The following is an 11,913-nucleotide window of genomic DNA, read 5'->3' as shown; positions in this document are numbered from 1 at the left end:
TAGCCCCGCAGCGCTGTAACCCAGTACTCCCGGTGCTTATCCGGCGCTGACCTTCACCGCGGGCTCGGTGCGCCGCCCCACCCTGCCGCGGCGCTGCCGCCGGGCGCCGGCCAGCCGGCACACCACGTAGATCAGGAACGAAATCGTGGTCACGTAGGGGCTGATCGGCAGGCTGCCGCCGAGAGCCAGCAGGATTCCGCCCAGCGTTGCGGTCACGGCGAACAGCACGCTCAGCAGCACCACCACCCGCGGCGAACTGCTCACCCGGAGCGCGGCGGCCGCGGGGGTAATCACCAGCGACAGCACCAACAGGGCACCGACCACCTGGATGGACAGCGCCACGGCCAGACCCAGCAGGAACATGAATACGATCGCCAGCGCACCCACCGGCACGCCGCGGGCCTCGGCCAAGTCCGGATCGGCGCTGGCAAAGGTCAGCGGACGCCAGATGGCCAGCAGCCCCAAGACCACCACCGCCGACCCCGCGGCCAACAGGTTCAGTTGCACGGTATCCACGGACACGATCTGCCCGGTCAGCAGGCCGAACTTGTTCGCGGAGCGGCCCTCGTAGAGCGAAAGGAACAGGATGCCCAGGCCCAGCCCGAAGGACATGATCACACCGGTGATCGAATTACGGTCCCGGGCGCGCATGCCCAGCACGCCCAGGACGACTGCCGCTATCACCGAGCCCACCAGCGATCCGAACACCACGTTGGCGCCGATCAGCAGGGCAAAGGCCGCCCCGGCGAAGGACAGCTCGGCGATACCGTGCACGGCAAACGCCAGGTCCCGCATCATCACGAACACGCCGATCAGGCCGCCGACCAGGCCCAGGATGGCGCCGGCGATCAGCGAGTTGCGCACCAGCGGAAGCAACTCGGCGTAATCGCTGAAATTGAAGACCGCGTTCAGCAGCTCCGAGAGGTCCATGCCTACTCCCCCTCGCCGTGCTGGTGCGTGGTGGCGTCCGGCAGGCCCACCACAATGATGCGGCCCTGGTTGTGGATGACTTCGACGTGGCTGTTGTACATCCGCGACAGCACCTCGGTGGTCATCACCTCTTCCGGCGTTCCCACCCGGAACTGGCCGCCGGCCAGGTACAACACCCGGTCCACGTAGTCGATGATGGGATTGATTTCATGCGTCACGAAGACCACGGCGCTGTTCTTTTCATGGCACTGCCGGTTGATCATCGCGCTGACCGCCTGCTGGTGGTGCAGGTCGAGCGAGAGCAACGGCTCGTCGCAGAGCAGGACTTTGGGGTCGGATGCCAGCGCCTGGGCCGCCCGCAGCCGCTGTTGCTCGCCGCCCGAAAGCTGCCCGACCGGGGCTTCCGCGTACCCTTCGGCACCGACCATCTCCAGCAGTTCGTCTACCCGCCTGCGATGTTTGCGCGCGTTCAGCCGGATGCCCCACCGATGGCCGTCCAAGCCCAGGCCCACCAGATCGCGGGCCCGCAGCGGTGTCTCCGGGGCGAAGGTCTTCTGCTGTGGGATGTAGCCGATGTCCCGGCTGCCGCGCTCCAGCCCCCGCCCGTTGATCTCGGCCGTGCCGTGGCTCAACGGCTGCAGGCCCAGCAACACGCGCAGGAAGCTGGTCTTGCCGGAACCGTTCGGACCCAGCACCGCGAAGAACTCCCCCGGCTTGATGGTCAAATCCAGGTCATGCCACAACACGCGCCTGCCGAAGGACAGCGAAGCACCCTGCAGGCGGACGGCCTCGGTCGTGGCCCCGCTCATCCGCGCAGCGCTTTCTCCACGGCGTGGAGGTTTGCCGCCATCCAGCCCAGGTAGTCCTGGCCTTCGGGCAAAGTTTCGGTGAAATCGACGACGGCGATGCCCGCCTTCTCCGCCAGCAGGCGGAGGCGCTGTGTCTGCGGTCCCTCGGTCTGTTCGTTGTAGGCGACGAACCGGACCGACCCGCCGGTGACCAGGTCTTCGGCTTCTTTCAGGGCTTGCGGGGATGCATCGCTGCCTTCCTCCGCGGCCTCCATGAAGTCGTCGGGGGTCTTGTTTTCCAGCCCCAGGGCATCGAACAGGTGCAGCGGCACCGGATCGGTGGCCGCCACGGCTTCCCCGCCGGCGGCTGCGGCCAGTCCGTCCACCTCGGCCTGCAGCTTGTCCAGTCCGGCCTGGAACTGCCCGGCGTTGGCCTTGAAGGTGTCGGCCTGCTCCGGGTCCAGCGCGGACAGCTTCGCGGCGACGGTGTCTGCCACTTTCGCCATGGTGGACAGGTCGTACCAGACGTGTTCGTTGAAGCCGCCGTGGCCGTGCTCCGCGTGGCCGTGGCCCGTGTGGCCGGCGTCGGCGTCTGTGGCCGCAGGATCGTGCGGCGCCTCGTCTTCCGCCCCGGGCAGCGGCGACAGCTCCACCGCCGTGATGATGTTGTGGTGGTCGACGCCGGTATCGTCAGCGAGGGTGTGCATGAACGTGTCGTAGCCGCCGCCGTTTTCCAGCACGAGGTCGGCCTTGGACACCGCCAGCTTGTCGCGGGCCGTTGCCTCGTAGGAGTGCGGGTCCTGGGCCATCCGGTCGATGATCGACGTGACCTCAACCTGGTCGCCGCCGATGCTGCGGGCCAGGTCGCCGTAGACGTTCGTGGAGGCGACCACGCTCAAGGTGCCGTCCGCTTGGTCCGCGCCCCCGGCAGCCGCGCAGCCGGACAGCAACAGTGCCGTCGCGGCCAGGCCTGCCAACACAGGGGTGGTACGGGAGTGCCTCACGGGCGACCTCGGTTCTACTCACAGATGAGAATCAATAACAATAAGGATTTCCAGCTTAGCGCATTGCGAACCGTTCGCATTACCGTGCGCCGAGGGCGCGGACCCGCCGCAGCAGTTCCGCGCCCTCGGAGTGGATTACTCGCCGGTCCGGCGCAGGCCCTGGGCCTGCGTCTCGTCGCGGATCTCGCCCACCAGCACTTCGATCACGTCCTCGAGGAACAGCACGCCGTGGGTGCTGCCGTCGGTGCCCAGTACGCGGGCCAGGTGCGACCCGGTCCGCTGCATGACGCCCAACGCGTCCTCGATTTCCTCGTCCAGCGCCAAGTTGGCCAGCGTGCGGACCTTGGTGACCGGAATCGTCTTATTGAACCGGTCCTCCGGGATGGTCATGACGTCCTTCAGGTGCAGGTACCCGGTCAGGTTGTCATCGGCGTCGGCCACCGCAAACCGGGAGAATCCGGTCCGGCCCACCACCCGCTCGAACTGCTCCGGAGTGGTGTCGACGCCGATGGTCACCAGCTGGTCGAGGGGCACCATCACGGTGGCCGCGGTGACGGCCGAGAACTCCAGCGAACTGGAGATCAATCCGGCGTCGTCGTCCACCAGTCCGTGCTTGGTGGACTCCTGCACGATCGACTGGACCTCCTCCAGCGTGAAGGTGGAGGTCACCTCGTCCTTCGGTTCGATCCGCATCGCCCGGAGAATGTGGTTGGCCGACCAGTTCAGCGTGGCGATCACCGGCCGCACCACCTTGGACACGGCAACCAGCGGCGGCGCGAGCAGCAACGCGGCCTTGTCCGCCACGGAAACGGAGATGTTCTTCGGCACCATTTCGCCAAAGGTCACGTGCAGGAAGGTCACCACGATCAGCGCTACGGCGAAGGAAATCCCATAGGACATCTCATGCGGAACGCCCAGCCAGCCCTCCAGCGGCAGCAGCAGCAGTTCCTTGATGGCCGGTTCGGCCACGTTCAGAATCAGCAGCGAACACACGGTGATGCCGAGCTGGGCACAGGCCAGCATCAGGGAGACGTGCTCCATGGCCCACAGCGTGGTCTTGGCCCGCTTGGAGCCGGCTTCCGCCAAAGGCTCGATCTGGCTGCGGCGGGCGGACATGACGGCGAATTCCGCGCCGACGAAGAAGGCGTTGCCAAGCAGCAACACGACCAACCAGAAAATACCCATCGCCGCCATCAGAGCTCACCTGCCTGGCCGGCATCGGGCAATACCGCACCGGTTGCCGGATCGGGAATGAAGCGCACGCGGTCCACCCGCCGTCCGTCCAGCCGCTCGACCTCCAGCGTGCCGCCGTCCACCGGAACCCTATCGCCGACCACGGCAATCCGGCCCAGCTCGGCCATGATGAAGCCGCCCACCGTTTCGTAGCTGGCCTCGTCCGGCACGGACAGCTGCGGGATCTGCTCGGTGACCTCATCCGGACGCATCAGACCGGGGAAATACCAGTTACCGGTGGCGCTCTGCAGCACTCCGGGCTTCACCCGGTCGTGTTCATCGGCGACCTCGCCGACAATTTCCTCCACCAGGTCCTCCAGCGTGACCACTCCAGCGGTTCCGCCGTATTCGTCGAGCACGACGGCGAACTGCAGGTTCGCGGCACGCAGTTCGGAGAGCAGCGAATCCAGGTGCACGGTCTCCGGCACCCGCAGCACGTCGGTCATGATGGTGGCCGCGGGCAGGGCCGCACGCTTCTTGCGCGGGACGCCGATGGCCTTCTTAATATGCGCGACGCCGCGGACGTCGTCCGGGGAATCGCCGAGCACCGGGAACCGGGAGTAGCCGGTACGGCGTGCCGCGGCGATCAGGTCGGCCACGGTCTGGTCCGCATCGACGAACTCAACGCGGATCCGCGGCGTCATCACATCGGCCGCGGTCCGGCCGGAGAAGGACAGCGTCTTGGCCAGGAAGTTCGCGGTTCCGGCGTCCAACGTGCCCATTTCGGCGGAACGGCGCACCAGCGACGCCAGCTCGGAGGGAGTCCGGGCTCCGGAGAGCTCTTCCTTGGCCTCCAGCCCGAACAGGTGGAGCACCTTGTTGGCGAAGCCGTTGAGCATCAGCACGAACGGCTTGAACACGGCGGTGAAGACCAGTTGCGGCCGCGCCACCAGCTTGCCGACTGCCATCGGCAGGGCAATGGAAGCGTTCTTCGGCACCAGTTCGCCCAGCAACATGGAGAGCAGGGTGGCGATCACCATGGCGATCACGGCACCGATGGGCTGAATGACTGCCTCGGCCAGGCCCAGCGCCGCCAGCGGCGGACGCAGCAGGCTGCTGATGGCCGGTTCCATCAAGAAACCGGTCAGCAGCGTGGTCAAGGTGATGCCGAGTTGGCAGCTGGAGAGCTGTGTGGAGAGGGACTTCAGGCATTTCATCAGCGGCACTGCGCCGCGGTCGCCCTTGTCGATGGCGCGCTGCACGGTGGGCTGGTCGAGGGCCACCAGGGCGAATTCAACCGCGACGAAGAACCCGGTTCCGAGGATCAGCAGCATGCCGGCGGCGATTTGGATCCATTCCATTTAGCGCGCCACCGTCCTGCAGATCAGGCGGGCAGATGGAGGGTGGTCATCCGAGCCCGGACTAGAGGGCTCCTGACCGGCCGCGTTGGCGGCAAGTGTGTGATGGGCACGTGCACGGGATTTGCCGGTGCTGGGTGACGCCTCGCATCTGGCGGCCGCCTGGGCTGCCTGTGCTCCCGCGGTGCGGCATGCTGCCTGCCCTGCGGGGCGCGTCACGGACCGGCTCCTAGAATAGCTGTCCATTATGCGCACTAGCGTAGCAGGCGGGCCGCCGTCGCGGGCTGCCTGGGTACAGCTACCAGCTCTGCGGAACCGGGCGGCCTTCTTCATAGCCGGCGGCCGATTGGACGCCGACGATGGCCTGTTCGCGGAACTGCACCAGGTTCTGCGCACCGGCGTAGGACAGCGAGCTGCGCAGGCCGGCGGTGATCTCGTCCAGCAGGTCCTCGACCCCGGGACGCAGCGGGTCGAGGTACATCTTCGAGGACGAAATGCCCTCCTCGAAGAGAGCCTTGCGCGCCCGCTCGAACGCGTCCTCGCGCCGGGTACGGTTCTGCACCGCACGGGCCGATGCCATGCCGAAGCTCTCCTTGTATTTGCGGCCGCTGCTGTCCGTGAGCAAATCCCCCGGGCTTTCGTGCGTCCCGGCAAACCAGGAGCCGATCATCACCTGGCTGGCACCGGCCGCCAGCGCCAGGGCCACGTCCCGCGGATAGCGGACCCCGCCGTCGGCCCATACATGCGCGCCGAGCTCCCGCGCGGCCTCCGAACATTCCTGCACGGCCGAGAACTGCGGGCGGCCCACCGCGGTCATCATCCGGGTGGTGCACATGGCGCCCGGTCCCACCCCGACCTTGACGATGTCCGCGCCGGCTTCCACCAGATCGCGCACTCCTTCGGCGCTGACCACGTTGCCGGCCACCACGGGAACCTGCGGATCCAGGCTGCGCACGGCGTCCAGCGCGTCGAACATCTTGCGCTGATGCCCGTGCGCGGTGTCCACCACCAGCACGTCCACGCCCGCCTCCAGCAGCGCCTCGGTCTTACCCTTGACATCGCCATTAATTCCGACGGCGGCCGCCACCCGCAGTTTGCCCTGCGGGTCCAGCGTGGGGGTGTAGATGGTGGACCGGAGCGCGCCCGAACGGGTGAGCGCGCCCAGCAGCACGCCGTCGTCGTCCACCACCGGCGCGAAGTTCGCCGATGCCGAGTCGAACAAATCGAAGGCCTGGCGCAGCGAGGTGTCCGCCCCGGCGTCGAACATGGAAGCCTCCAGCAGCAGCGGGTGGGCGGCCATCACGGTCTCGAGCGAGGCGTAGCGGTCCACGCCTTCGCAGTCCTCGGCGCGCACCACGCCCACACACTTGCCGGCGTCGTCCACCACCGCCACGGCGCCGTGCGACCGCTTATCCATCAGGTGCAGGGCGTCAATGACGGTGCTGCCGACGGTCAGTTTCAACGGTGTTTCGAAGACGGTGTGGCGGTCCTTGACCCAGCCAGTGACCTCCGCGAGCACCTCGAGCGGCACATCCTGCGGCAGCACGGCGAGCCCGCCCCGGCGCGCCATAGTCTCTGCCATGCGGCGACCGCTCACGGCGGTCATGTTCGCAACGACCAGCGGAATCGTGCTGCCCGTGCCGTCGCCGGCGGACAAGTCCACGTCCAGTCTGGAGGAGACGTCGGACCGCGACGGCACCAGGAAGACGTCCGAATACGTCAGGTCGGTCATCGGCTGGTTGATCAGGCGCATGGATGCTCACTTTCCTCGGTAGCCGGCCAGGCTCCCCGGCGGTTAACCGGCCAGGCTCCCCGGCAAGTCTAGAGGCACCGGTGCCGGGAACGAATCGGGGTGCTGTTCGGCGGCACGGGTGGTAAAGATTAGCCTGCGTTGCGAAAGTGTCATTAGACTGGCTACTGGTCCAGATCTAGTGCGCGCCAGACGCGCACTCGCAATTCCGCTGCTGACGGCAGGTTCGGAAGGCAGCCAGGGAAGCGTGTGATCTGCAGGGCAAGCGGCAACTCACGGAAGAGGCGTATTACAAGTGCCAGAGCATCCCAACCTTCGTCTACCCGAGGAATTTGGCGGTAACGAATGGCTCGTTGACGAAATCTACGAGCAGTACCTCCAGGACAAGAATTCCGTGGACAAGAAATGGTGGAGCATCTTCGAGGCGGCCAATGGCGCCGGCAGCTTGAACGACACGGCTGCCGCTTCGTCCGCCCCCACCTCGGCTCAGTCTCCGTCCCGCCCCGCTCCGGTGAAGGACACGCCCAAGGCTTCGGGTGAGAGCACCGCCACGGATCGGGCAGGAACCAAGCCGATTCCCGCCGACAACGAGCCGGCACCGAACACCTCCACCGACACGGCCGCTGCCCCGGCCAAGCCCGCCGCGAAGGCGGAGCCGAAGCCGGCACCGATCCCGGCCCAGCTGCCCAAGTCCGCGCCCAGCGCAGTCGCCGAAGAAGACACCGTCTCCGTGCTCCGCGGCCCGGCCAAGGCCATCGCCACCAACATGGACGCCAGCCTCAGCGTGCCCACCGCGACCACGGTGCGCGCGGTTCCGGCCAAGCTGCTGATCGACAACCGCGTGGTGATCAACTCCAATCTGGCCCGCGCCCGTGGCGGCAAGGTCTCCTTCACCCACCTGATCGGCTACGCCGTGGTCAAGGCGCTGGGCCAGTTCCCCAGCCAGAACGTCCACTATGAGGAGATCGACGGCAAGCCGGCGGCGGTCCAGCCGGCCCACGTGAACTTCGGCATCGCCATCGACATGCCCAAGCCTGACGGCAGCCGCCTGCTGGTGGTGCCGAACATCAAGCGCGCCGAGACCATGAACTTCTCCGAGTTCTGGCATACCTACGAGGACCTGATCAAGCGGGCCCGCGCCGGCAAACTGACCGCCGACGACTACGCCGGCACCACCGTCTCGCTGACCAACCCGGGCGGCATCGGGACCGTGCACTCCGTGCCCAGGCTGTCCAAGGGCCAGGCCACCATCGTTGGCGTCGGTGCCCTCGAGTACCCGGCCGAATTCCGCGGTGCCAGCGAAAAGACCATTGCCGCCCAGGGCGTCGGCAAAATCATCACGCTGACCTCCACCTACGACCACCGCGTGATCCAGGGTGCCGGCTCGGGCGAGTTCCTGCGCCTGATCGAATCGCTGCTGCTGGGCGAGCAGGGCTTCTACGACGAGATCTTCGAAGCACTGCGCATCCCCTACGAGCCGGTCCGCTGGCGCTCGGACAACCAGGTTGACGTCGAGCTGCAGGTCAACAAGATTGCCCGCATCCAGCAACTGATCCATGCGTACCGCGTCCGCGGCCACCTGATGGCGGACACCAACCCGCTGGAATACGTCCAGCGCAAGCACCCGGACCTGGACATCACCACCTACGGGCTGACCCTGTGGGATCTGGACCGGGAATGGGTCACTGGCGGATTCGGCGGCGCCGACCGCCTGAAGCTGCGCGACATCCTCGGTGTGCTCCGCGATGCCTACTGCCGCACCACCGGCATTGAGTACATGCACATCCAGGATCCGGCCGAACGCGAGTGGTTCCAGAACGAGCTGGAGCGCCCCTACGCGAAGCCCAGCCGCGAAGAGCAGCTGCGTGTCCTGGGCAAGCTGAACGCCGCCGAAGCGTTCGAGACCTTCCTGCAGACCAAGTTCGTGGGCCAGAAGCGCTTCTCGCTGGAGGGCGGCGAATCCCTGATTCCGCTGCTGGACGCAGTGATATCCGACGCCGCCGACGACGGCTTGGACGAAGTTGCCATCGGCATGGCCCACCGCGGCCGGCTGAACGTGCTGACCAACATCGCCGGCAAGACCTACGCACAAGTGTTCCGCGAGTTCGAGGGCACCCAGGACCCGCGCAGCGTCCAGGGCTCCGGTGACGTGAAGTACCACCTGGGTACCGAAGGTAAGTTCACCTCCGACAACGGCAACGAGACCAAGGTCTACCTTGCCGCCAACCCCTCCCACCTGGAGGCCGTCGATCCGGTGCTGGAAGGCATCGTCCGCGCCAAGCAGGACCGGCTGGACCGGGGCGACGAGTTCCCGGTGCTGCCGGTGATGATCCACGGCGACGCGGCCTTCGCCGGCCAGGGCGTCGTGGCTGAAACCCTGAACCTCTCCCAACTGCGCGGCTACCGCACCGGCGGCACCGTGCACATTGTGGTCAACAACCAGGTCGGTTTCACCACCTCACCGCACTCCTCGCGGTCCTCGGTGTACTCCACCGACGTGGCCAAGATGATCCAGGCACCGGTCTTCCACGTGAACGGCGATGACCCGGAAGCCGTGGTCCGCGTGGGCCAGATGGCCTACGAGTACCGCCAGCGCTTCCACAAGGACGTCGTCATCGACATGGTCTGCTACCGCCGGCGCGGGCACAACGAGGGCGACGATCCCTCGATGACGCAGCCGATGATGTACAACCTGATCGAAGCCAAGCGTTCCACCCGCAAGCTGTACACCGAGGCCCTGGTCGGCCGCGGCGACATCACGCAGGACGAGGCGGACCAGGCGCTGCGCGACTACCAGGAACGACTGGAGCGCGTCTTCGCCGAAACGCATGCAGCGCAGACCTCGCCGCTCCCGATCATCACCAAGGACTCCGCCGCCGTGTCCGATCTGGAGCGCCCGCTCTCGCAGCAGGCCGAGGACACGGACAACGTGCCGTCCGGCACCGCCATCTCGACAGAGACGCTGGCGAAGATCGGCAAGGCCCATCTGGAAATTCCGGAAAGCTTCACCGTCCACCCGAAGCTGAAGGCCCTGCTGGAGCGCCGCGAGCAGATGTCCCGCGAGGGCAACATCGACTGGGGCTTCGGCGAACTGGCTGCGTTCGGATCGCTGCTGATGGAAGGCGTCCCGGTCCGTCTCGCCGGCCAGGACTCCCGCCGCGGTACCTTCGTGCAGCGCCACGCCGTCTTCCACGACCGCGTGAGCGGCGAAGAGTGGGCACCGCTGAGCAACCTCTCGGACGACCAGGCCAAGCTGTGGATCTATGACTCGCTGCTGTCCGAATACGCGGCCATGGGCTTCGAATACGGCTACTCGGTGGAACGCCCGGATGCGCTGGTGCTCTGGGAGGCGCAGTTCGGCGACTTCGTCAACGGCGCCCAGACCATCATCGACGAGTTCCTGTCCTCGGCCGAGCAGAAGTGGGGCCAGCGGTCCTCGCTGGTGCTGATGCTGCCGCACGGGTACGAAGGCCAGGGCCCGGACCACTCGTCGGCCCGGATCGAGCGCTTCCTGCAGATGTGCGCCGAGGACAACATGATCGTGGCCAACCCGACCACCCCGGCCTCGCACTTCCACCTGCTGCGCCGCCAGGCCTACAGCCGGCCCCGCAAGCCGCTGATCATCTTCACGCCGAAGCAGTTGCTGCGGTTGAAGGCTGCTGCCGCCAAGGTCGAGGACTTCACCACCGGAACATTCCAGCCGGTCATCGGCGATGTCCAGGACCTCAGTGGCAATGACGTGGACCGCGTGGTGCTGGTCTCCGGCCGGCTCTACTACGATCTGCTGGCCGCCCGCCAGAAGAACTCGGACACCAAGACCGCGCTCATCCGGGTGGAGCAGTTGTACCCGCTGCCGGTCGAGGAGATCAAGGCAGAACTGGCGAAGTACCCGAACGCCGAGGTGGTCTGGGCCCAGGACGAGCCCGCCAACCAGGGTCCGTGGCCGTTCATGGGTCTGTACCTGCCGGAGGCCCTCGATAAGCCGCTGCGCCTGGTTTCCCGTTCGGCCTCCGCTGCGACCTCCACCGGCTCGGCCAAGCGCCACGCTGTGGAACAGGACGTTCTGGTCAAGAAGGCCTTTGAACGCCGGTAAGTAGGATGGTGGGCGGGGGGCCGCAGGGCGCCCCGCCCACTTTCTTTTAAGCACAGTTCTTTTAAGCACCGTCTCCAGCCCGTCAAACCAGAAAGCTACTCGTGGAGCAACGCAGAATCAGGATCGCCGCAGTGGGTGAACAACTGCTGGCCGGCGTGGGAGACCCGCGCGCCCTCGGTTGGTTGGGCCGAACCTTGGCCCGGACCAACCCTGATCCAGCCACCTTGGAATCCTTCGTTCTGGCATCGCCGAACGAGGGGACGGAGGAGTTGGCCGGCCGCTGGCTTCAAGAGGCCGGCCGGCGTTTCGATGACGGCTTCGAAAACCGGCTGATCATCGGCCTGTCCGGCCGCGACCTCGAGCTCGGCTTGTCCACGGCCCGCAGCCGCCTGAACCTGGCGAACATCCTGGACGGCGCGGCCCAGCTCAGCGTCAAGGTCTTCGTGGTGGGTCCGCCCCCCGGACTGGATGCCCAGCGCAATGCGCAGCTGGCTGAGCTGTCGACAGCCTTCGGCGATGTCACCACGCGCCGCAAACACGTCTTCGTCGACACCTTCACACCCTTGCTCAATCACGAGCAGTGGCGCACCGATCTGGCCAGTAACGGCGGGGCCCCGGGCCAAGCGGGCTACGGCCTGCTCGCCTGGCTGGTCCTGCATCGGGGCTGGTATCCGTGGTTGGATCTGCCCGAGCCCTTCTAACGACCCGGGCTCGCTGGACGGCGGGCCAGCACCTTCATCGCCCAGACGGCGGGACCGGCCATGCTCCGGTCCCGCCGTTTCTGTATCTGTGGGCGGCAGACCCTTGCCAGCAGTCG

General features: G+C 66.7%; 8 protein-coding genes. 2 read left to right on the top strand and 6 right to left on the bottom strand.

Features of this window, described 5'->3' with window-relative positions:
* Positions 1-36 precede the first annotated feature (36 nt).
* From MNQ99_RS07510 to guaB1, 6 genes are all read right to left on the bottom strand, one after another.
* Positions 37-930 carry a metal ABC transporter permease gene (locus MNQ99_RS07510; RefSeq protein WP_127511429.1) on the bottom strand — a complete coding sequence of 298 codons (894 nt, stop codon included), beginning with the start codon at positions 928-930 and terminating at the stop codon, positions 37-39.
* Positions 931-932: 2 nt separating this feature from the next.
* Positions 933-1,739 (bottom strand): metal ABC transporter ATP-binding protein, encoded by an 807-nt coding sequence (locus MNQ99_RS07505; RefSeq protein WP_127511428.1) that lies wholly within the window; start codon positions 1,737-1,739, stop codon positions 933-935.
* Positions 1,736-2,722, bottom strand: coding sequence for a metal ABC transporter solute-binding protein, Zn/Mn family (locus MNQ99_RS07500; RefSeq protein WP_127511427.1), 987 nt, complete (start codon positions 2,720-2,722; stop codon positions 1,736-1,738). The genes MNQ99_RS07505 and MNQ99_RS07500 overlap by 4 nt, the downstream gene beginning before the upstream one ends.
* Positions 2,723-2,857: 135 nt before the next feature.
* Positions 2,858-3,916, bottom strand: a complete 1,059-nt coding sequence (locus tag MNQ99_RS07495) for a hemolysin family protein (protein ID WP_241914996.1) — start codon at positions 3,914-3,916, stop codon at positions 2,858-2,860.
* On the bottom strand, positions 3,916-5,256 hold the full coding sequence (locus MNQ99_RS07490) for a hemolysin family protein (RefSeq protein ID WP_127511425.1): 1,341 nt from the start codon (positions 5,254-5,256) through the stop codon (positions 3,916-3,918). Before MNQ99_RS07490 ends, MNQ99_RS07495 begins: the two co-directional genes overlap by 1 nt.
* Positions 5,257-5,551: 295 nt before the next feature.
* The gene (guaB1, locus tag MNQ99_RS07485; RefSeq protein WP_241914995.1) at positions 5,552-7,006 is read right to left on the bottom strand and encodes a GMP reductase; all 1,455 of its coding nucleotides are present in this window, start codon (positions 7,004-7,006) and stop codon (positions 5,552-5,554) included.
* A 292-nt stretch (positions 7,007-7,298) separates the two neighbouring features.
* Between guaB1 and MNQ99_RS07480 the strand changes: the two genes are divergently transcribed.
* Positions 7,299-11,096, top strand: coding sequence for a multifunctional oxoglutarate decarboxylase/oxoglutarate dehydrogenase thiamine pyrophosphate-binding subunit/dihydrolipoyllysine-residue succinyltransferase subunit (locus MNQ99_RS07480; RefSeq protein WP_241914994.1), 3,798 nt, complete (start codon positions 7,299-7,301; stop codon positions 11,094-11,096).
* A gap of 101 nt (positions 11,097-11,197) precedes the next feature.
* Complete coding sequence (locus MNQ99_RS07475) at positions 11,198-11,797, top strand: GDSL-type esterase/lipase family protein (RefSeq protein ID WP_241914993.1); 600 nt, start codon at positions 11,198-11,200, stop codon at positions 11,795-11,797.
* Positions 11,798-11,913: the final 116 nt, after the last annotated feature.

The sequence above is a fragment of the Arthrobacter sulfonylureivorans genome, assembly GCF_022637435.1.
Taxonomy (GTDB): domain Bacteria; phylum Actinomycetota; class Actinomycetes; order Actinomycetales; family Micrococcaceae; genus Crystallibacter; species Crystallibacter sulfonylureivorans.
The sequence above is the reverse complement of the archived record's forward strand: the minus strand, read 5'-3'. Positions and strand labels throughout refer to the sequence as shown.